The organism is Streptomyces sp. NPDC002851 (assembly GCF_053591935.1).
Window position 1 is genome coordinate 26,310 of the sequence record NZ_JBSFUT010000001.1, and the last position, 20,821, is coordinate 47,130.

A 20,821-nucleotide genomic window follows, 5' to 3' on the forward strand; every position below is an offset into this window, starting at 1 on the left:
GCGCTTCTTCAGTAGGCCACGCTTACGGCCTGCCGGACAGTGGCCGGGTCATCGAGCACGGCCAGCATCGCGTGCGCCACATCCGCCCGCCCGATCGTGCTGCCGCCCGGCAGATTCACGTTCAGGGCGGTCCGGTACGTCCCCGTCACCGGGCGGTTCAGAAGCTTCGGCGGGCGCATGATCGTCCAGTCCGTGCCGCTGCGCCGGACCTCGTCCTCGAGCACCCGCAGATCCGCGTACACGGCCCGGAGCACCCTGCTCACCAGCGGGAACATCACCCGACGGTGCAGGAACGCCTGGTCCGGCGGCTCGGCCGCCAGCGGCCCCGCGGTCACGGCCACGAAGCGGCGTGTGCCCGACTCCTCCAGGGCACGGAGCACCGGCCGCGTCAGGGTGGCCGCGACTCCGGCCCGCGCGTCCTTCAGGTTGCGCGCCCCGAGCCCGGAGAGCACCGCGTCCCGCCCCGCCACCGCCTCCCGCAGCGCCTCGGCATCCCGCGTCAGGTCGGCCCGTACCACCCGCAGCCCCTCACCCGTGACCGACAGCCGGGAGGGATCGCGCACCACTGCGGTGACCCGGTGACCGGCCCGCAGCGCCTGCCGGACCACCTCCTGGCCGATGCCTCCGGTCGCGCCGAAAACCGTGAGATCCATGAGCTCCTCCGTCCACCCGGGCGCCGGGTAAGTGTTCACTCACCCCTAGAGTGGGTAAGTATTCACTCACCAGTCAAGCCCGGAGCGGAGCACGCATGCGGAAACCGCCCGCAAGGGAGCGCATACTCGACGCGGCCCACGAGTTGATGCGCACCGTCGGCCTCGTCCGCGCCACCACCAAGGAGATCGCCCGAGGCGCGGGCTGCTCGGAAGCGGCGCTCTACAAGCACTTCGCGAGCAAGGAAGAGCTTTTCGTGACGGTACTGAAGGAGCGCATGCCTCGGCTCACGCCGCTTCTGGAGGGCCTGATCGCCGACCCGTACCGGAAGGGCGTCGAGGAGAACCTCACCGAGATCGCCCGCGCGGCGGCGTACTTCTACGAAGAGAGCTTCCCGATCGCCGCCTCGCTCTACGCCGAGACCCAGCTCAGAAACCGGCACATGGCCGCCATGTGGGAGCTGGGCACGGGCCCGCACCTGCCGATCGAGCACCTCGACAGCTATCTGCGCGCCGAGCAGCGGGCCGGTCGCATCTCCCAGGACGCGGACACCCTCGCCGCCGCCTCGATGCTCCTCGGCGCCTGCGCGCAGCGCGCCTTCGCCTACGACGAGGACGGCCCGCACCCGCCGCCGCCCGTCGACGCGTTCGCCGCCGCCCTGGTCCGCACGCTCATGCGGGCGCTGTGCTGACCCTCGTCAGTTGAGCCAGGCGTCGATCCCCGCGAGCAGGTTCTCGCGTACGTCGACGGGTGCGGCCGAGCCGCGCACCGACTGCCGGGCCAGCTCGGCCAGTTCGAAGTCGTCGAAGCCGTGGTGCTTGCGCGCGATCTCGTACTGCGCGGCGAGCCGCGAGCCGAAGAGCAGCGGGTCGTCGGCGCCGAGCGCCATCGGCACCCCGGAGTCGTACAGGGTCCGCAGCGGCACGTCCTCGGGCTTCTCGTACACGCCGAGCGCCACATTGGAGGCCGGGCAGACCTCGCAGGTCACGCCCTTCCTGGCGAGCCGCTCAAGGAGCCGCGGGTCCTCGGCGGCCCGCACGCCGTGCCCGATCCGGGAGGCGCGCAGGTCGTCCACGCAGTCCCGGACCGAGCCGGGCCCGGTGAGCTCACCGCCGTGCGGCGCGGCGAGCAGCCCGCCGTCGCGCGCGATGGCGAAGGCCCGGTCGAAGTCCCGGGCCATGCCGCGCCGTTCGTCGTTGGAGAGCCCGAAGCCGACAATGCCGCGGTCGGCGTACCGCACCGCGAGGCGCGCGAGCGTCCGGGCGTCCAGCGGGTGCTTCATGCGGTTGGCGGCGATCAGGACGCGCATCCCGAGCCCGGTCTCGCGCATCGCGGTCTCCACCGCGTCCAGGATGACCTCCAGGGCGGGGATGAGCCCGCCCAGCCTGGGGGCGTACGAGGTCGGGTCGACCTGTATCTCCAGCCATCCGGAGCCGTCTCTCAGGTCCTCCTGCGCGGCCTCGCGCACCAGGCGCTGGATGTCCTCCGGCTGCCGCAGGCAGGACCGCGCCATGTCGTAGAGCCGCTGGAAACGGAACCAGCCGCGCTCATCCGTGGCGCGCAGCTGCGGCGGTTGGCCGCCGGTCAGCGCGTCCGGCAGATGGACGCCGTACTTGTCGGCCAGCTCGAGCAGCGTCGAGGGCCGCATCGACCCGGTGAAGTGCAGATGCAGATGGGCTTTCGGCAACAGGCTGAGGTCACGGACGCGCTCCATCCCAAGATCCTGCCGTACGGATGTGCCTGACCGGTAGCCGCTTTTCCTCACGGATTACGCCTCCGAACGCACAAACGGGCCCCCGGCAACAGCCGGAGGCCCGTACGCGCGCGTGCAGCGCGAAAACGCCGAAGCGGAATCAGCGCGCCTCGGCGAGCAGCTTCTGGATCCGCGAGACGCCCTCGACCAGGTCCTCGTCACCCAGGGCGTACGACAGCCGCAGGTAGCCCGGCGTGCCGAAGGCCTCGCCCGGCACCACGGCGACCTCGACCTCTTCCAGGATCAGGGCGGCGAGGTCGACGGTGGTCTCCGGGCGCTTGCCGCGGATCTCCTTGCCGAGCAGGCCCTTCACGGACGGGTACGCGTAGAAGGCGCCCTCGGGCTCGGGGCAGACCACGCCCTCGATGTCGTTCAGCATCTTCACGATGGTCTGGCGGCGCCGGTCGAAGGCCTTGCGCATCTCGGCCACGGCGGCCAGGTCGCCGGAGACGGCGGCGAGGGCGGCGGCCTGCGCCACGTTGCTCACGTTGGACGTGGCGTGCGACTGGAGGTTCGTCGCGGCCTTGATGACGTCCTTCGGGGCGATGGCCCAGCCGACCCGCCAGCCGGTCATGGCGTACGTCTTCGCCACGCCGTTGACCACGACGCACTTGTCGCGCAGCTCGGGCACGACCACCGGCAGCGAGGTGAACTCGGCGTCGCCGTACACCAGGTGCTCGTAGATCTCGTCGGTGAGGACCCACAGGCCCTTCGCGGCGGCCCAGCGGCCGATCTCCTCGACCTGGGCACGGGTGTAGACGGCGCCGGTCGGGTTCGACGGGGAGACGAAGAGCAGCACCTTCGTCTTCTCGGTGACGGCGGCCTCGAGCTGCTCGACCGACACGCGGTAGCCGGTGGTCTCGTCGGCGGTCACGTAGACGGGTACGCCGCCCGCGAGCTGGATGGACTCGGGGTACGTGGTCCAGTACGGGGTCGGCACGATGACCTCGTCGCCCGGGTCGAGGATCGTGGCGAACGCCTCGTAGATGGCCTGCTTGCCGCCGTTGGTGACGAGCACGTTGGCGGCCTCGACCTCGTAACCGGAGTCGCGCAGCGTCTTCGCGGCGATGGCGGCCTTGAGCTCGGGGAGCCCGCCGGCCGGCGTGTAGCGGTGGAACTTCGGGTTCTTGCACGCCTCGATGGCGGCCTCGACGATGTAGTCAGGCGTCGGGAAGTCCGGCTCGCCCGCGCCGAAGCCGATCACCGGACGGCCGGCGGCCTTGAGGGCCTTGGCCTTGGCGTCGACGGCGAGGGTGGCGGACTCGGAGATCGCGCCGATGCGGGCGGAGATGCGGCGTTCGGTGGGTGAGGTTGCAGCGCTCATGCGCCCCATCGTTCCAGACCCGCAATGGCACGGACACATGGGTTTCGGGTACCGGACGGTTCGCGTCCGGTTGCTTTCTGTTCGACGCCGGGCCCAGGACCACGTACACTCATCGCTCGTTGGCCTTCAACGGCCCGCACTCTCCGGCGCACTCGGTGCACCTGGTCGGATGCGGTACGTTGGGGGAAGTCAAAGGGTCGTAGCTCAATTGGTAGAGCACTGGTCTCCAAAACCAGCGGTTGGGGGTTCAAGTCCCTCCGGCCCTGCTACACACACCTTTCGCCAGGATGTGTGCGCATGTACGTACTGCAAAGCACCGCCGTGCGGCTCCACCGGGCGCGGCACGGCCACGACCCGGAATCAGGTGAGAACGAGTGACGGACGCCGTGGGCTCGATCGACACGCCTGATGCCCCGGACGAGGCGACCGAGTCGAAGAAGAAGGGCCGCAAGGGCGGCAAGCGCGGCAAAAAGGGCCCGCTGGGCAAGCTTGCGCTCTTCTACCGCCAGGTCGTCGCTGAGCTCCGCAAGGTCGTCTGGCCGACTCGCGGCCAGCTCACGACATACACCACAGTGGTGATTGTCTTCGTTGTCATCATGATCGGCTTGGTGTTCGTGCTTGACTATGGCTTCTCGCAGGCCGTCAAGTACGTCTTCGGCTAGCAGCCGAGCGAAGGGCGCCCATTGGCGCCCCTTTCGCGCGTTCCACCCCTATGTATCCAGGAAGAAGCAGCCACCGTGTCTGACCCGAACCTGAACGACGCCACTGAGCCTCGCGGGGACGCTGTCGAGTCCGTCGAGGACCAGCTCGACATCGTCGAGGCGGCGGACGCCGAGGACCCGGACCAGGTTGAGGCTGCCGACGCCGCCGCTGGCGAGCCCGCCGAAGAGGCCGCCCTGCATATCGAGGACGAGGCCGCGGAGGCCGCCGAAGCCGAAGAGGCCCCGGAGGCCGAAGAGGCCGCCGCGGCGGAGTCGGCTGCTGAGGAGACCGAGGCCGAGGCCGCCGAGGAGGAGGCCGAGCCGGTCGACCCGATCGCCGCTCTGCGCGAGGAGCTCCGGTTCCTGCCCGGCGAGTGGTACGTCATCCACACGTACGCCGGTTACGAGAAGCGCGTGAAGGCCAACCTGGAGCAGCGCGCCGTCTCGCTGAACGTCGAGGACTTCATCTACCAGGCCGAGGTGCCCGAGGAAGAGATCGTCCAGATCAAGAACGGCGAGCGCAAGAACGTCCGTCAGAACAAGCTCCCCGGGTACGTCCTGGTGCGCATGGACCTGACGAACGAGTCCTGGGGCGTCGTCCGTAACACCCCCGGCGTCACCGGCTTCGTGGGCAACGCCTACGACCCGTACCCGCTGACGCTGGACGAGATCGTCAAGATGCTCGCCCCGGAGGCCGAGGAGAAGGCCGCCAAGGAGGCCGCCGAGGCCGAGGGCAAGCCCGCGCCGCAGCGCAAGGTCGAGGTCCAGGTCCTGGACTTCGAGGTGGGCGACTCGGTCACCGTCACCGACGGCCCGTTCGCGACGCTGCAGGCGACCATCAACGAGATCAACGCCGACTCGAAGAAGGTCAAGGGCCTCGTCGAGATCTTCGGCCGCGAGACCCCGGTCGAGCTGAGCTTCGACCAGATCCAGAAGAACTGACGCTCCGTAAGGAGATCGCCGGTTCCTCTGGAACGTACGCTTCCGAACAGGTCAGGCAGGCTTCGCGGCCGGTCTGACCTGCTCGGTTTTTAGCCGCGAATGGATACCCGTTATCGTTGTGCGGTATGCCTCCATCCGGATGACCGGGTGGCGGCGATCAACTCTCACTAGGACCCGGAGAGAGCAATGCCTCCCAAGAAGAAGAAGGTCACGGGGCTGATCAAGCTCCAGATCCAGGCCGGCGCCGCCAACCCGGCCCCGCCGGTCGGCCCCGCGCTGGGTCAGCACGGCGTCAACATCATGGAGTTCTGCAAGGCCTACAACGCCGCGACCGAGTCGCAGCGCGGTTGGGTCATCCCGGTGGAGATCACGGTCTACGAGGACCGTTCCTTCACCTTCATCACCAAGACTCCGCCGGCCGCCAAGATGATCCTCAAGGCCGCGGGCGTGGAGAAGGGCTCCGGCGAGCCGCACAAGACCAAGGTCGCCAAGATCACCCAGGCGCAGGTCCGCGAGATCGCCGAGACCAAGATGCCCGACCTCAACGCCAATGACCTGGACGCCGCGTCCAAGATCATCGCCGGCACCGCCCGTTCCATGGGCGTCACGGTCGAGGACTGACCTCACCCCCGTAAGACCTCCTCAGTGGAAGGGCCAGGCGCTGGCCCGGACCACGAACTCCAAACCTGAACCTCAGGAGTAGCAGTGAAGCGCAGCAAGACTCTCCGCGCTGCGGACGCCAAGATCGACCGGGACAAGCTCTACGCCCCGCTCGAGGCCGTCCGTCTCGCCAAGGAGACCTCCGCGACCAAGTTCGACGGCACCGTCGAGGTCGCCTTCCGCCTGGGTGTCGACCCGCGCAAGGCCGACCAGATGGTGCGTGGCACCGTGAACCTTCCGCACGGCACCGGTAAGACCGCCCGGGTCCTGGTCTTCGCGACCGGCGACCGTGCTGCGGCCGCGGAGGCCGCGGGCGCCGACATCGTCGGCGCCGACGAACTGATCGACGAGGTGTCGAAGGGCCGTCTGGACTTCGACGCCGTCGTCGCGACGCCGGACCTCATGGGCAAGGTCGGCCGCCTCGGCCGCGTCCTCGGCCCGCGTGGTCTGATGCCGAACCCGAAGACCGGCACCGTCACCCCCGATGTCACCAAGGCCGTCAACGACATCAAGGGCGGCAAGATCGAGTTCCGTGTCGACAAGCACGCGAACCTGCACTTCATCATCGGCAAGGTGTCCTTCGACGACGCCAAGCTGGTGGAGAACTACGGTGCCGCCCTGGAGGAGGTGCTTCGTCTGAAGCCGTCCGCCGCCAAGGGTCGCTACATCAAGAAGGCCGCGCTCACCACCACGATGGGCCCCGGCATTCCGGTCGACCCGAACCGCACCCGCAACCTCCTCGTCGAGGAGGACCCGGCCGCCGTCTGAGCCGGATCGGTGCGCTGAACGCGTTCCCCGGACCCCCGGTACCTCCTCGCGGAGGTGCCGGGGGTCCGGTGTTTTGCGCCGGGGAGTCGGCGCGTATGGCCGAATCCCTGATTGTCAGAGCAATGCGATACCGTCCACGTCAATCAGGGAGAACTCACAGTGAGTTCATAACTTACATATGCATACAAGGGTGGGGATCATGGTGCGTACGTCGAAGCGGATCGGCACGGCGGTGCTGGCGGCGGCGGCTCTCGTGGGTGCCGCGGGGTGTCAGTCGGGGGAGAACGACAAGAGCGACAAGGCGGGGGACAAGGCCGGACGGAAGATCCAGTCCCGCGCCGCTGCCACAGAGGTCCTCACCGCGGCGTACAAGAAGACCGCCGAGGCCAAGTCCGCCAAGGTCTCGATGACGATGTCCGTGCCCGGCCAGGGCGGCGACATGAAGATATCCGGCGTCATGGGCTGGGACCCGATGGTGATGGACGTCACCATGGACAGCTCGGCGCTCGCCGCGGGCCAGGGCGGCCAGGGCGGCCCGGAGAAGATGCGCATGATCTGGCAGGACAACGTCATGTACATGGACATGGGCGAGAAGAATGCCCAGAACATGGACGGCAAGCGCTGGATGAAGCTGGACCTCGCCGCCGTGGCCAAGGCCTCCGGTGACGAGAAGGCCATGGAGAAGATGACGCAGGGCCTGGAGAACATGAACCAGGACCCCGCGCAGCAGCTCGCCCTGCTCCTGGAATCGCCCAGCCTGAAGCACGTGGGCGCCGAGAAGGTCGACGGCGTCATGGCCGACCACTACAAGGGCATGCTGACGGTCGAGGAGATGCTGAAGGCCAACAAGGCCTCCGACCTGCTCACGGAGAAGGAGCGCAAGGAGTTCCTCGCCAGCGTCGAGAAGGCCGGCATCAAGGGCTACGAGACCGAGTTCTGGGTCAACAAGGACAGCTACCCGGTCCGCATGGACGTCGGCATCGACAGCCCCGAGGGCAAGGTCGACCTGTCGGCGCGCTACTCCGACTACGGCGCGGCCGTGGACGTCCAGGAGCCGCCGGCCAAGGACACCATGGACCTCTTCAAGATGCTGGAGGAGATCGGCAAGTCGGGTGCCGGTGCCGGTGCCGACGCGGGTGCGCTGGGGGCCGACCCCGCGCTCTGACGTACGGACTCTGACCTATCGGCCCTGGCCCGCCGGGACCGATTTGCTTGCCGTGACACCGTTCGCGTACTCTTCCACGGAAGCCAAAGACCGCTGGTCGTTGCTGTGCGCTCGTTCAAGAGGGTGCGGTGGCCGAAGGATCCGCTGAACTGCGGACGACCCGCGCAGGTGACTGTGGAAGTGCTCCCGGGTGGATTCTGTCCGGTCGAGCTCACGCCCCGTGCGCCTGCGCCGGGGCGTTTCGTTTTGTGCAGACGCCCCTTCTACGTGCCTGATTCAGACGGTCCCCGGCGTACGCGGCCGGCCGCAAGGTCGGTCGAGGATCATCACCCCGGAAGGAGGCCGAGGCTCATGGCGACGTCCGACAAGGTCGCAGCTGTGGAAGAGATCACGACGAAGCTGCGTGACTCCAACGCAGCTGTTGTGACTTCCTACACCGGACTGACCGTGGCGCAGCTCAAGCAGCTCCGCCGTTCTCTCGGCGAGAACGCTCAGTACCGAGTGGTGAAGAACACGCTGACCCAGATCGCGGCCAAGGAGGCCGGGGTCGAGCTGGACGAGCACCTCACGGGCTCGACGGCTGTCGCCTTCGTCACCGGTGACCCGGTGGAGGCGGCGAAGGGTCTGCGTGACTTCGCCAAGGAGAACCCCGCTCTCGTCATCAAGGGCGGCGTCCTGGACGGCAAGACGCTGTCCGCGGACGACATCAAGAAGCTTGCGGACCTCGAGTCCCGCGAGGTTCTGCTCAGCAAGCTGGCCGGTGCCATGAAGGGCAAGCAGTCGCAGGCTGCCGCGCTCTTCCAGGCGCTGCCGACGAAGCTCGTCCGCACCGTGGACGCGCTGCGCGCCAAGCAGGCCGAGCAGGGCGGTGCCGAGTAATTCGGCTCGCGTATTGACCCCCGCCCGTCGGGCGGAGGTCGCAGCGGGCCCGAACGTACGCCCGCCTCTCATGTACATCCGGCACCAGCCGAATTAGTGGAAGGACCGCCATCATGGCGAAGCTCAGCCAGGAAGACCTGCTCGCGCAGTTCGAGGAGATGACCCTCATCGAGCTCTCCGAGTTCGTGAAGGCCTTCGAGGAGAAGTTCGACGTCGAGGCTGCCGCCCCGGCCGCCGTCGTGGCCGCCGCCCCGGGTGCCCCGGGTGCGGGCGCCGAGGCCGCCGAGGAGCAGGACGAGTTCGACGTCGTCCTCACCGGCGCCGGCGACAAGAAGATCCAGGTCATCAAGGTCGTGCGTGAGCTGACCTCGCTGGGTCTGAAGGAGGCCAAGGACCTCGTCGACGGCACCCCGAAGCCGGTCCTCGAGAAGGTCGCCAAGGACGCCGCGGACAAGGCCAAGGAGGCCCTCGAGGGCGCCGGCGCCTCCGTCGAGGTCAAGTGACCTCAGCGAGTCTCCTGACTCTTCCGGGCCTTGTGGCTCGAGCGCTGTAACGCGCACACACTGAGGGGCGATCACCCATACGGGTGGTCGCCCTTCGGCGTTGCCGTGACGGCTGCCTTGCACTGTCGGTGCGGCCGAGTATGGTGATCTTCGTTGTGCCTCCGGCGCCTCCTTGGTGACGATCGTGGCGGCCCGGTTTGGGCAGGGGGGCCTTGACGAACCGCACGCAGCGCGCAATTCTCGGGACGCGTCGTCGCATCGATCCGAGATCCGAGGCATGGATCGGCGGCAAAGAGGGCAGTGTGGATATGCGCCCAGCGGCGAGGGGTCTGCCGAGGGTGCCGACAACAGCAAGACGTAGAGGTGTTCGTGGGTCTGAGAAAAACCCGCTCTGGACATCAGTGGGCCGAGTGGCTACACTGACCCTTTGCGCTGCCTGTTAGCTGCCTCCTGCCCGTCACCAGGGGCATGCCCACCGTTTGAGCATCGTTGAGTGATCGTTCCTGACCTGGGATTTTACTCGGCATGGCTCGGCGTGGGACCGGTACGCGCGTAGTGAGTCCGAGCCCTCGGAAGGACCCCCTCTTGGCCGCCTCGCGCAACGCCTCGACCGCCAGTACGAACAACGGCGCCAGCACCGCCCCGCTGCGCATCTCATTCGCAAAGATCAAGGAGCCCCTCGAGGTTCCGAACCTTCTTGCGCTGCAAACCGAGAGCTTTGACTGGCTGCTCGGCAATGACGCCTGGAAGGCTCGCGTCGAGGCCGCTCTGGACAGTGGACAGGACGTCCCCACCAAGTCCGGTCTGGAGGAGATCTTCGAGGAGATCTCCCCGATCGAGGACTTCTCCGGGTCGATGTCGCTGACCTTCCGCGACCACCGCTTCGAGCCGCCGAAGAACTCGATCGACGAGTGCAAGGAGCGCGACTTCACGTACGCCGCGCCGCTCTTCGTCACGGCCGAGTTCACCAACAACGAGACCGGCGAGATCAAGTCCCAGACGGTCTTCATGGGCGACTTCCCGCTCATGACCAACAAGGGCACCTTCTGCATCAACGGCACCGAGCGCGTCGTCGTCTCGCAGTTGGTCCGCTCGCCGGGTGTCTACTTCGACTCCTCCATCGACAAGACGTCGGACAAGGACATCTTCTCCGCCAAGATCATCCCGTCCCGGGGTGCCTGGCTGGAGATGGAGATCGACAAGCGCGACATGGTCGGTGTCCGCATCGACCGCAAGCGCAAGCAGTCGGTGACCGTACTGCTCAAGGCGCTCGGCTGGACGACCGAGCAGATCCTCGAGGAGTTCGGCGAGTACGAGTCCATGCGCGCCACCCTGGAGAAGGACCACACCCAGGGCCAGGACGACGCGCTGCTCGACATCTACCGCAAGCTGCGTCCGGGCGAGCCCCCCACGCGTGAGGCCGCGCAGACGCTGCTCGAGAACCTGTACTTCAACCCGAAGCGCTACGACCTCGCCAAGGTCGGCCGCTACAAGGTCAACAAGAAGCTGGGCGCGGACGCTCCGCTGGACGCCGGGATCCTGACCGTCGAGGACATCATCGCGACGATCAAGTACCTGGTGAAGCTGCACGCCGGTGAGACCGAGACCGTCGGGGACAGCGGCAGCGATGTCGTTGTGGAGACCGACGACATCGACCACTTCGGCAACCGCCGCCTGCGGAACGTCGGCGAGCTGATCCAGAACCAGGTCCGTACGGGTCTCGCCCGTATGGAGCGCGTCGTGCGTGAGCGCATGACCACCCAGGACGTCGAGGCGATCACGCCGCAGACCCTGATCAACATCCGGCCGGTCGTCGCCTCCATCAAGGAGTTCTTCGGCACCAGCCAGCTGTCGCAGTTCATGGACCAGACGAACCCGATCTCGGGTCTGACGCACAAGCGTCGTCTGTCCGCGCTCGGCCCCGGTGGTCTCTCCCGTGAGCGGGCCGGCTTCGAGGTCCGTGACGTGCACCCGTCTCACTACGGCCGCATGTGCCCGATCGAGACCCCTGAAGGCCCGAACATTGGTCTGATCGGTTCGCTCGCCTCGTACGGCCGCGTCAACGCGTTCGGCTTCGTCGAGACGCCGTACCGCAAGGTCGTCGATGGTGTGGTCACCGACGACGTCGACTACCTGACCGCCGACGAAGAGGACCGCTTCGTCATCGCGCAGGCGAACGCGCCGCTCACCGACGACATGCACTTCGCCGAGGCCCGCGTCCTGGTCCGCCGCCGTGGCGGCGAGGTCGACTACATCGCCGGCGACGACGTGGACTACATGGACGTCTCGCCGCGCCAGATGGTGTCGGTCGCGACCGCGATGATCCCGTTCCTCGAGCACGACGACGCCAACCGCGCGCTCATGGGCTCGAACATGATGCGCCAGGCCGTACCGCTGATCAAGGCCGAGGCGCCGCTGGTCGGCACCGGCATGGAGTACCGCTGCGCGGTCGACGCCGGTGACGTCATCAAGGCCGAGAAGGACGGTGTCGTCCAGGAGGTCTCCGCCGACTACGTGACGGTGGCCAACGACGACGGCACCTACACCACGTACCGCGTGGCCAAGTTCTCCCGCTCGAACCAGGGCACGTCCTTCAACCAGAAGGTCGTCGTCGACGAGGGCGCCCGCGTCATCGAGGGCCAGGTCCTCGCCGACGGTCCCTCGACCGATGAGGGCGAGATGGCCCTCGGCAAGAACCTGCTCGTGGCGTTCATGCCGTGGGAGGGCTACAACTACGAGGACGCGATCATCCTGTCGCAGCGCCTCGTGCAGGACGACGTCCTCTCCTCGATCCACATCGAGGAGCACGAGGTCGACGCCCGTGACACCAAGCTCGGCCCGGAGGAGATCACCCGGGACATCCCGAACGTGTCGGAAGAGGTTCTCGCGGACCTCGACGAGCGCGGGATCATCCGGATCGGTGCCGAGGTCGTCGCCGGTGACATCCTCGTCGGCAAGGTGACCCCCAAGGGTGAGACCGAGCTGACCCCCGAGGAGCGCCTGCTGCGCGCGATCTTCGGTGAGAAGGCCCGCGAGGTCCGTGACACCTCCCTGAAGGTGCCGCACGGCGAGACCGGCAAGGTCATCGGCGTCCGCGTCTTCGACCGCGAGGAGGGCGACGAGCTGCCGCCGGGCGTGAACCAGCTGGTTCGCGTGTACGTGGCGCAGAAGCGCAAGATCACCGACGGTGACAAGCTCGCCGGCCGGCACGGCAACAAGGGCGTCATCTCGAAGATCCTGCCGGTCGAGGACATGCCGTTCCTGGAGGACGGCACCCCGGTCGACATCATCCTCAACCCGCTGGGTGTCCCGTCCCGAATGAACCCGGGACAGGTCCTCGAGATCCACCTCGGCTGGCTCGCCAGCCAGGGCTGGAAGGTCGAGGGCAGCGAGGAGTGGATGGAGCGTCTGAAGAACATCGGCGCCGACGAGGTGCCCGCGCGTTCCAACGTCGCGACCCCGGTCTTCGACGGCGCCCGTGAGGACGAGCTCGCCGGCCTCTTCGAGCACGCTCTGCCCAACCGCGACGGTGACCGCATGGTCCTCCCGTCCGGCAAGGCGCAGCTGTTCGACGGCCGCTCGGGCGAGCCGTTCCCGGACCCGATCTCGATCGGGTACATGTACATCCTGAAGCTGCACCACCTGGTCGACGACAAGCTGCACGCGCGCTCGACCGGTCCGTACTCCATGATCACCCAGCAGCCGCTGGGTGGTAAGGCTCAGTTCGGTGGTCAGCGCTTCGGTGAGATGGAGGTGTGGGCCCTTGAGGCTTACGGCGCCGCTTACGCCCTTCAGGAGCTCCTGACCATCAAGTCCGACGACGTCACCGGCCGCGTGAAGGTCTACGAGGCCATCGTCAAGGGCGAGAACATCCCCGAGCCCGGCATCCCCGAGTCCTTCAAGGTGCTCATCAAGGAGATGCAGTCCCTCTGCCTCAACGTGGAGGTGCTGTCCTCGGACGGCATGTCCATCGAGATGCGGGACACGGACGAAGACGTCTTCCGCGCAGCGGAGGAGCTCGGTATCGACCTGTCCCGGCGCGAGCCGAGCAGCGTCGAAGAGGTCTGACGGGTCTGGCCGGGACCTCCCCGTGAGGTCCCGGCCCCACCCCGGACCCCCAGACCATGATTGAGACACGACCCCGAAAGAGGGATTGACGACAAGTGCTCGACGTCAACTTCTTCGACGAGCTGCGGATCGGCCTCGCGACCGCGGACGACATCCGACAGTGGTCCCACGGCGAGGTCAAGAAGCCGGAGACCATCAACTACCGCACCCTCAAGCCCGAAAAGGACGGCCTCTTCTGCGAGAAGATCTTCGGCCCGACCCGGGACTGGGAGTGCTACTGCGGCAAGTACAAGCGTGTCCGCTTCAAGGGCATCATCTGTGAGCGCTGCGGCGTCGAGGTCACTCGCGCCAAGGTGCGGCGTGAGCGGATGGGCCACATTGAGCTGGCCGCTCCCGTCACCCACATCTGGTACTTCAAGGGCGTTCCGTCGCGCCTTGGCTACCTGCTCGACCTTGCCCCCAAGGACCTCGAGAAGGTCATCTACTTCGCGGCGTACATGATCACGTACGTCGACGAGGAGCGCCGCACCCGCGACCTGCCCTCCCTGGAGGCGCACGTCTCGGTCGAGCGTCAGCAGATCGAGAACCGTCGCGACTCCGACCTGGAGGCCCGCGCCAAGAAGCTCGAGACCGACCTGGCCGAGCTCGAGGCCGAGGGCGCCAAGGCGGACGTGCGCCGCAAGGTGCGCGAGGGCGCCGAGCGTGAGATGAAGCAGCTGCGTGACCGTGCGCAGCGCGAGATCGACCGTCTCGACGAGGTGTGGAACCGCTTCAAGAACCTCAAGGTCCAGGACCTCGAGGGCGACGAGCTGCTCTACCGCGAGCTGCGTGACCGCTTCGGCACGTACTTCGACGGCTCGATGGGTGCCGCGGCGCTGCAGAAGCGCCTGGAGTCCTTCGACCTCGACGAGGAGGCCGAGCGTCTCCGCGAGATCATCCGTACCGGCAAGGGCCAGAAGAAGACCCGTGCGCTCAAGCGCCTCAAGGTCGTCTCCGCGTTCCTGCAGACCAGCAACAGCCCCAAGGGCATGGTGCTCGACTGCGTGCCGGTCATCCCGCCGGACCTGCGTCCGATGGTGCAGCTGGACGGTGGCCGCTTCGCGACCTCCGACCTGAACGACCTGTACCGCCGGGTCATCAACCGCAACAACCGCCTCAAGCGTCTCCTTGACCTCGGTGCGCCCGAGATCATCGTGAACAACGAGAAGCGGATGCTGCAGGAGGCCGTCGACGCGCTGTTCGACAACGGCCGCCGCGGTCGCCCGGTCACCGGTCCCGGTAACCGCCCGCTGAAGTCCCTCAGCGACATGCTGAAGGGTAAGCAGGGTCGCTTCCGTCAGAACCTGCTCGGTAAGCGTGTCGACTACTCGGCGCGTTCCGTCATCGTCGTCGGCCCGCAGCTCAAGCTGCACCAGTGCGGTCTGCCGAAGTACATGGCGCTCGAGCTGTTCAAGCCGTTCGTGATGAAGCGCCTGGTCGACCTGAACCACGCGCAGAACATCAAGTCGGCCAAGCGCATGGTCGAGCGCGGCCGCACGGTCGTGTACGACGTCCTCGAAGAGGTCATCGCGGAGCACCCGGTGCTCCTCAACCGTGCGCCCACCCTGCACCGCCTCGGCATCCAGGCCTTCGAGCCGCAGCTGGTCGAGGGCAAGGCCATTCAGATTCACCCGCTCGTCTGCACCGCGTTCAACGCGGACTTCGACGGTGACCAGATGGCCGTGCACCTGCCGCTGTCCGCGGAGGCGCAGGCCGAGGCCCGCATCCTGATGCTGTCCTCGAACAACATCCTCAAGCCGGCCGACGGCCGTCCGGTCACCATGCCGACCCAGGACATGGTGCTCGGTCTGTTCTTCCTCACCACGGACCCGGAGTTCCGGGACGTGCGGGGCGAGGGCCGGTCGTTCACGTCGACGGCCGAGGCGGTCATGGCGTTCGACGCGAAGGAGCTCTCGCTCCAGGCGCCGATCGACATCCGCTTCCCGGTGGGCAGCATGCCTCCGCGTGGCTGGACCCCGCCTGCGCTCGAGGAAGGGGACGACCGCGTCGGGGAAGGGGCGTGGCAGCCCGGTGACAGCTTCCGGATGCGTACGTCCCTGGGCCGCGCGCTCTTCAACGAGCTGCTGCCCGAGGACTACCCGTTCGTGGACTACGAGGTCGGCAAGAAGCAGCTCTCCGAGATCGTCAACGACCTCGCCGAGCGCTACCCGAAGACCATCGTGGCGGCGACGCTCGACAACCTGAAGGCGGCCGGTTACTACTGGGCCACCCGCTCCGGTGTCACCGTCGCCATCTCCGACGTGGTCGTGCCCGAGGCGAAGAAGAACATCGTCGCCAACTACGAGGCACAGGACGAGAAGGTCCAGAAGCAGTACGAGCGCGGTCTGATCACCAAGGACGAGCGCACCAACGAGCTGATCACCATCTGGACCCGCGCGACCAACGAGGTCGCCGAGGCGATGTCCGAGAACTTCCCGAAGACCAACCCCATCTTCATGATGGTGAATTCGGGTGCTCGAGGAAACATGATGCAGATGCGTCAGATCGCCGGTATGCGTGGTCTGGTGTCCAACGCCAAGAACGAGACGATCCCGCGTCCCATTAAGGCGTCCTTCCGCGAGGGCCTGTCCGTGCTGGAGTACTTCATCTCCACGCACGGTGCCCGTAAGGGTCTGGCGGACACCGCTCTGCGTACCGCCGACTCGGGTTACCTGACCCGTCGTCTGGTGGACGTCTCGCAGGACGTGATCATTCGCGAGGAGGACTGTGGCACCGACCGCGGCCTCAAGCTGAAGATCGCCGCCAAGGACGCCGCCGGTGTGCTCCGCAAGGCCGAGAACGTCGAGTCCTCGGTGTACGCGCGGATGCTCGCCGAGGACGTCGTCGTCGACGGCAAGGTCATCGCGCCGGCCAATGTCGACCTGGGTGACGTCCTGATCGACACCCTCGTCGCCCACGGCGTCGAGGAGGTCAAGACCCGCTCGGTGCTGACCTGTGAGTCGGCGGTCGGCACGTGTGCGTACTGCTACGGCCGTTCGCTCGCCACCGGCAAGCTGGTCGACATCGGTGAGGCGGTCGGCATCATCGCCGCCCAGTCCATCGGTGAGCCCGGCACCCAGCTGACGATGCGTACCTTCCACACCGGTGGTGTGGCCGGTGACGACATCACCCAGGGTCTGCCGCGTGTCGTCGAGCTCTTCGAGGCCCGGTCGCCGAAGGGTATGGCTCCGATTTCGGAGTCCGCCGGTCGCGTCCGGATCGAGGAGACCGAGAAGACCAAGAAGGTCGTTGTCACGCCGGACGACGGCAGCGACGAGACGGCGTACCCGATCTCGAAGCGCGCCCGTCTCATGGTCAGCGAGGGCGACCACGTCCAGGTGGGCCAGAAGCTCACCGTGGGTACCGAGAACCCGCACGACGTGCTGCGCATCCTCGGCCAGCGGGCCGTTCAGGTCCACCTGGTCGGCGAGGTGCAGAAGGTCTACAACTCGCAGGGTGTGGCGATCCACGACAAGCACATCGAGATCATCATCCGGCAGATGCTGCGCCGTGTGACGATCATCGAGTCCGGCGACGCGGAGCTGCTGCCGGGCGAGCTCGTGGAGCGCGGCAAGTTCGAGACCGAGAACCGCCGCGTGGTGCAGGAGGGCGGCTCGCCCGCCTCCGGCCGTCCGCAGCTGATGGGTATCACCAAGGCCTCGCTGGCCACCGAGTCGTGGCTGTCGGCGGCGTCCTTCCAGGAGACGACCAGGGTCCTGACGGACGCGGCGATCAACGCCAAGTCCGACTCCCTGATCGGCCTCAAGGAGAACGTCATCATCGGTAAGCTCATCCCGGCCGGTACGGGCCTGTCCCGCTACCGGAACATCCGGGTCGAGCCGACCGAGGAGGCCAAGGCCGCGATGTACTCGGCCGTCGGCTACGACGACATCGACTACTCGCCGTTCGGCACGGGCTCCGGCCAGGCCGTTCCGCTGGAGGACTACGACTACGGTCCGTACAACCAGTAAGCGAGCAGCTTGAGTTGAAGGGCGGTCGCTCCGTTGGGTAACGGAGTGGCCGCCCTTCGGCGTGTCCGGGGGCTCCGGGACCGGGCCGCCGGTGCGGGTTCGGCGGCTCGGACAGTCAGCCGGCTCGGGCGGTCAGCGGCTCGGGCCGAGGTACGGCTGCAGGTGGTGCAGGCGGGTGTGGTAGTCCGGGTGCGAGGAGAGCAGCTTCGCCAGCGGGGCCTGCTGTGGGGGCGGGAGCCGGTCCGGCGGTACGCCGGGGTGGGCGGCCCGGACCGCGGCGCGCAGTTGCTCCTCCTCGGCGGCGTGCATGGTGGCGAGCACCTCCGCGAGCATCGGGGCGAAGCCGAGGGCGGCCGCCTGCTGGTCGGCGCGGAGCTCGGCGCGGCGGCCGACGGCGGCGATCAGATACGGGATGACGAGCAGGAGCAGCGGCAGACCGTACAACGAGGTCAGCGTCGTGAAGGTGAACGCCCCGAAGACAAGCAGCACGAAGCCGACGCCGAAGCAGGAGAAGGCGCGGGACACCCGCAGCATCCCGAACGCCACCGCACGAAGCAGCCGCCAGGCGAACCGGCCCGGCAGCGCGTACCAGTAGCCGAGCAGCGAGGACCAGCTGTGGCCGCCGGTGTGGTGCCCCAACTCGTGTGCCAGGACCGCGGCGAGCTGGCCGGAGGGCAGCCGGTTCATGGCGAAGCGCGTGACACCGACGATGTGGCCGGCCGCCGCGACCGCGTTCAGGTCGTCGCTGTCCTCGACCCACAGCTCGTACGTACGGCCGTCGACGCCCGCGCGTGCGGTGACCTCGCGCCAGACGGGCTCCAGCCTGGCGCGCTCTTCGGGGGTGGGGTAGCGCAGCCGGAGGAGGTGGCGGGCGATGACGCTCTCGGTGGGGCGGTGGAAGACGAGCAGCCCGCTGAGCAGCCAGGCCAGGACGACGAGGAAGCCGATGCCGCCGAAGAGCAGGGAGACCAGGCTGACGACCAGGAGGCTGCCGAGGAAGTTCGGGATGTGCAGGAGCAGCCCGCCGACCGTGGCGGCGTCCGCTCCGCGCTGGCGGTCGGAGAGGTGGATGCGGCGTTGGTCGAAGCTTATGTCGTGGGGGTGTGAGGGCTGTTGGGGTTGTTCGGGCTGTTGAGGCTGCTGAGGCTGTGGGGGCGGAGGTGTCGGGGGTGTTGAGGGCTGTGGTGGGGGCTGGTGCGGGGGTGCTTGTGGGTAGGTGGGTTCCGGTTCTGGGGTGGGGGAGTGCTGTGGGTACTCGGGCTCGGGGTAGGCGGGTTCGGGGGGTGCGGCCTTGGGGTATCCGGGTTCCGGCTCGGGCTCGGGCTTGGGCTCGGGGTAGGCGGGTTCGGGTGGGGTCGTCATGGTCGTGGCTCCCGTTTGTTCGGGTGGGGAGTGGGTGCGGGCTCGTCAGCCGATGAGCAGGGCGCCGGGCAGGAGCACCGCGCCGGTGGCGAAGGCGAGCAGTCCGGCGCGGATCCAGAGGTGCTTGCGGGCGGCGATACGGCTGTTCGCGGTGAGGGCGGCGAGCAGGCCCGCGGTCGGGGCGCCCGCCGTGACCTCAAGCGCGGCCGCCAACTCGCCCTGCCGGGCGGCGCGTTGGATGTCGTCGAAGTACGTGAGCGGTCGGCCGGGGGTCCAGGTGTCGCCGCCGTAGCGCGGTACGACAGCCATGAGCAGGGCGAACAGCGCGAGGGCCAGGGCGAGCGCACCGGCCCACCAGGTCACGGCCCCCGCCGCGCCCAGGTCGCCCGGGGACCAGGACCGGCCGGCGAGCAGCCCGCTGAGGACACCGGCCGTCATGCCGAGCGCGGCGACGAGGACGGCGGCCTTGCTGTCGGCGCGGGCGATCTCGGCGCGCAGGTCGGTGAGGAGCTGGGCCGCGGTGGCTTCGGTGGTGGCGGCGGTGGGGCGGGGTGTGGTGGGTGTCGGGGTGGTGCTCATGAGGGGTTGGGCCCTTCGTCGGTGGGCCCTTCGCTGTGGGGTCCTTGGCTGTTGGGTCCTTCGCCGTCGGGCTGCTCGTTGCCGGTGGCTGCCGGTGGGGGCGGTGGCGGGCCGGGTGGGGGCGGGGGCATGACGGGGGTGCTGCCGTAGCCGGGTGGCGGCTGCCAGCCGTCGAGGGTGCCCGGGGAGTTGGGGGCGGCAGGTGGTGCGGCTGCTTCCTGACGTTGACGTTGCTGCGACGCCGTATCCGCCCTATCCGCTGTATCTGCCGCGTCTGCCGTACCGCCCGCAGAAGCCGGGGACTTGTCCAGCGACGGCGGAGACGGCGGAGACGGCGGCGAGGCCGGTCCGCCCCCGGAGTCCGGGGGCGACACCCCCGGAAGGCGCTGGCTGAGGATGTCGCTCATCGCGCGCAGCGCCAGCTGCTTGGGACCCTCCAGCTCGTACCCCTCGGCGTGATCGCCGCCCAGGAGCTGCCCGACGAGGTCCATCTGAGCCTGGATGAACCGGAGTTGGTCCTCGCGCATGTTGTTCATGACCAGCTCGGTGTCCTCGGGGTGGCGGGCCAGATGCATGGCCCACGACTGCACCCCGCGCTGCTCCAGATGCCACTGGTAGAACTTGATCTTCTCGGTCTCGAGCTGTTGCAGCTCCAGCTCCTGCCGCCCGCGCTGCAGGGCCCGTTCGTGCTGCCACTGTTGTTGCTGGAGCGCCAACTCCTGCTCCTGGCGGCCGTACTGGGAGGCCCGTTCGATCTGGAGCGCGTCCTGCTGCCGACTGCGGCGGTCCTGCTCGACGTCGAGCTCCATGCCGCGCTGCGCCGTGCGGACGCCCTCCGTGGCGGCGTGGTCGATGGCCTGCAGGCGCTGCTGGTGGGCGATGTTCTCGTCGTCCCTGCGCAGCCGCACCGTCCAGGTGACCCGGAGGCCCGCGGTCTCGCCGAGCGGCGCCCCCATGGTCAGGGTCCGCAGCAGCTCCTGCTCCGCGTCGGCGCTGCGCGCGATCGGGAACCGGCGGGCGACCGGCCGCGCGGCCTGCTGCAACTCGCCGATCAGGAGCCCCGGCACATTGCGGTGCCCGCTGGCCACGAACCGGGCGGGGTCGACCACCTGCCAGGACAGCTCGACCGCGACGCCGAACTCGAAGGCGTCGTTGTCGCTGGGCAGCGCGAGTGCGGCCGATACGGGATGGACGCCCATGTCCACCTCGTACACGGCGGTGTAGCGCTTGCCCGCCGCCTCGCTGCGGGTCGGACGCAGCGGCGGCAGGTACGTCTCGTAGCCGCCCTGGGCGGTCGCGAAGACGAGGGCGTGGTCGATACGGGTGGGTGGCTTGCGCGTGGTGAAGTCGAGCCGCGACAGCTGGCGCACGGTGATGACCGGGTCGGTCAACTGACTGTGCCGGTCTGCGGACTGCTGCCAGTCGGGCAGTCGGCGGCGGAAGTCGGCCATGGTGG

General features: G+C 68.1%; 16 protein-coding genes and 1 tRNA gene. 11 read left to right on the forward strand and 6 right to left on the reverse strand.

The window, feature by feature from the left end; all coding sequences use genetic code 11:
* Positions 1 to 8: 8 nt before the first annotated feature.
* Positions 9 to 653, reverse strand: a complete 645-nt coding sequence (locus ACWD10_RS00160; RefSeq protein WP_451085277.1) for an NAD(P)-dependent oxidoreductase — start codon at positions 651 to 653, stop codon at positions 9 to 11.
* Between the two features lie 95 nt (positions 654 to 748).
* Here ACWD10_RS00160 and ACWD10_RS00165 point away from each other — a divergent pair, with 95 nt between their 5' ends.
* Positions 749 to 1,342 carry a TetR/AcrR family transcriptional regulator gene (locus ACWD10_RS00165; protein WP_451085279.1) on the forward strand — a complete coding sequence of 198 codons (594 nt, stop codon included), beginning with the start codon at positions 749 to 751 and terminating at the stop codon, positions 1,340 to 1,342.
* A 6-nt stretch (positions 1,343 to 1,348) separates the two neighbouring features.
* On the opposite strand, the gene ACWD10_RS00170 is transcribed toward ACWD10_RS00165, so the two are convergent.
* Positions 1,349 to 2,365, reverse strand: coding sequence for an adenosine deaminase (locus ACWD10_RS00170; RefSeq protein WP_451085281.1), 1,017 nt, complete (start codon positions 2,363 to 2,365; stop codon positions 1,349 to 1,351).
* Between the two features lie 139 nt (positions 2,366 to 2,504).
* A complete protein-coding gene (locus ACWD10_RS00175; RefSeq protein ID WP_451085283.1) occupies positions 2,505 to 3,728 on the reverse strand; it encodes a pyridoxal phosphate-dependent aminotransferase in 1,224 nt (407 codons plus the stop codon).
* Positions 3,729 to 3,921: 193 nt separating this feature from the next.
* Between ACWD10_RS00175 and ACWD10_RS00180 the strand changes: the two genes are divergently transcribed.
* From ACWD10_RS00180 to ACWD10_RS00225, 10 genes are all read left to right on the forward strand, one after another.
* Positions 3,922 to 3,994: transfer RNA gene (locus tag ACWD10_RS00180), tRNA-Trp, on the forward strand.
* Positions 3,995 to 4,102: 108 nt separating this feature from the next.
* On the forward strand, positions 4,103 to 4,390 hold the full coding sequence (gene secE, locus ACWD10_RS00185; protein ID WP_451085285.1) for a preprotein translocase subunit SecE: 288 nt from the start codon (positions 4,103 to 4,105) through the stop codon (positions 4,388 to 4,390).
* 75 nt (positions 4,391 to 4,465) lie between these two features.
* On the forward strand, positions 4,466 to 5,371 hold the full coding sequence (gene nusG / locus ACWD10_RS00190) for a transcription termination/antitermination protein NusG (RefSeq protein WP_451085287.1): 906 nt from the start codon (positions 4,466 to 4,468) through the stop codon (positions 5,369 to 5,371).
* A gap of 186 nt (positions 5,372 to 5,557) precedes the next feature.
* Positions 5,558 to 5,992 (forward strand): 50S ribosomal protein L11, encoded by a 435-nt coding sequence (gene rplK / locus ACWD10_RS00195; RefSeq protein WP_451085289.1) that lies wholly within the window; start codon positions 5,558 to 5,560, stop codon positions 5,990 to 5,992.
* Positions 5,993 to 6,076: 84 nt separating this feature from the next.
* Positions 6,077 to 6,799, forward strand: a complete 723-nt coding sequence (gene rplA / locus ACWD10_RS00200) for a 50S ribosomal protein L1 (RefSeq protein ID WP_451085291.1) — start codon at positions 6,077 to 6,079, stop codon at positions 6,797 to 6,799.
* A gap of 199 nt (positions 6,800 to 6,998) precedes the next feature.
* Positions 6,999 to 7,964 carry a hypothetical protein gene (locus ACWD10_RS00205; RefSeq protein WP_451085293.1) on the forward strand — a complete coding sequence of 322 codons (966 nt, stop codon included), beginning with the start codon at positions 6,999 to 7,001 and terminating at the stop codon, positions 7,962 to 7,964.
* A gap of 351 nt (positions 7,965 to 8,315) precedes the next feature.
* The gene (rplJ, locus tag ACWD10_RS00210; protein WP_451085294.1) at positions 8,316 to 8,843 is read left to right on the forward strand and encodes a 50S ribosomal protein L10; all 528 of its coding nucleotides are present in this window, start codon (positions 8,316 to 8,318) and stop codon (positions 8,841 to 8,843) included.
* Between the two features lie 113 nt (positions 8,844 to 8,956).
* Entirely contained in the window at positions 8,957 to 9,346 is a 390-nt protein-coding gene (gene rplL / locus ACWD10_RS00215) for a 50S ribosomal protein L7/L12 (protein WP_451085296.1), read from the forward strand.
* Positions 9,347 to 9,931: 585 nt separating this feature from the next.
* Entirely contained in the window at positions 9,932 to 13,414 is a 3,483-nt protein-coding gene (gene rpoB / locus ACWD10_RS00220; protein WP_451085298.1) for a DNA-directed RNA polymerase subunit beta, read from the forward strand.
* 95 nt (positions 13,415 to 13,509) lie between these two features.
* A complete protein-coding gene (locus ACWD10_RS00225; RefSeq protein WP_451085300.1) occupies positions 13,510 to 17,424 on the forward strand; it encodes a DNA-directed RNA polymerase subunit beta' in 3,915 nt (1,304 codons plus the stop codon).
* A gap of 132 nt (positions 17,425 to 17,556) precedes the next feature.
* Here ACWD10_RS00225 and ACWD10_RS00230 read toward each other — a convergent pair whose 3' ends face one another.
* From ACWD10_RS00230 to ACWD10_RS00240, 3 genes are read right to left on the reverse strand one after another with little or no spacing between them, the layout of a single operon-like run.
* Complete coding sequence (locus ACWD10_RS00230) at positions 17,557 to 18,786, reverse strand: M48 family metalloprotease (RefSeq protein ID WP_451085302.1); 1,230 nt, start codon at positions 18,784 to 18,786, stop codon at positions 17,557 to 17,559.
* A 45-nt stretch (positions 18,787 to 18,831) separates the two neighbouring features.
* A complete protein-coding gene (locus ACWD10_RS00235) occupies positions 18,832 to 19,365 on the reverse strand; it encodes a Pycsar system effector family protein (protein WP_451085304.1) in 534 nt (177 codons plus the stop codon).
* The gene (locus tag ACWD10_RS00240) at positions 19,362 to 20,816 is read right to left on the reverse strand and encodes a hypothetical protein (protein WP_451085306.1); all 1,455 of its coding nucleotides are present in this window, start codon (positions 20,814 to 20,816) and stop codon (positions 19,362 to 19,364) included. The genes ACWD10_RS00235 and ACWD10_RS00240 overlap by 4 nt, the downstream gene beginning before the upstream one ends.
* Positions 20,817 to 20,821 lie beyond the last annotated feature (5 nt).

Excerpts from the sequence above, each read along its gene's own strand:
- ACWD10_RS00160 (WP_451085277.1), bottom strand. The coding sequence starts at position 653 with ATGGATCTCACGGTTTTCGGCGCGACCGGAGGCATCGGCCAGGAGGTG.
- ACWD10_RS00165 (WP_451085279.1), top strand. The coding sequence starts at position 749 with ATGCGGAAACCGCCCGCAAGGGAGCGCATACTCGACGCGGCCCACGAG.
- ACWD10_RS00170 (WP_451085281.1), bottom strand. The coding sequence starts at position 2,365 with ATGGAGCGCGTCCGTGACCTCAGCCTGTTGCCGAAAGCCCATCTGCAT.
- ACWD10_RS00175 (WP_451085283.1), bottom strand. The coding sequence starts at position 3,728 with ATGAGCGCTGCAACCTCACCCACCGAACGCCGCATCTCCGCCCGCATC.
- rplK (WP_451085289.1), top strand. The coding sequence starts at position 5,558 with ATGCCTCCCAAGAAGAAGAAGGTCACGGGGCTGATCAAGCTCCAGATC.
- ACWD10_RS00205 (WP_451085293.1), top strand. The coding sequence starts at position 6,999 with ATGGTGCGTACGTCGAAGCGGATCGGCACGGCGGTGCTGGCGGCGGCG.
- rplJ (WP_451085294.1), top strand. The coding sequence starts at position 8,316 with ATGGCGACGTCCGACAAGGTCGCAGCTGTGGAAGAGATCACGACGAAG.
- rplL (WP_451085296.1), top strand. The coding sequence starts at position 8,957 with ATGGCGAAGCTCAGCCAGGAAGACCTGCTCGCGCAGTTCGAGGAGATG.
- ACWD10_RS00230 (WP_451085302.1), bottom strand. The coding sequence starts at position 18,786 with ATGACGACCCCACCCGAACCCGCCTACCCCGAGCCCAAGCCCGAGCCC.
- ACWD10_RS00235 (WP_451085304.1), bottom strand. The coding sequence starts at position 19,365 with ATGAGCACCACCCCGACACCCACCACACCCCGCCCCACCGCCGCCACC.
- ACWD10_RS00240 (WP_451085306.1), bottom strand. The coding sequence starts at position 20,816 with ATGGCCGACTTCCGCCGCCGACTGCCCGACTGGCAGCAGTCCGCAGAC.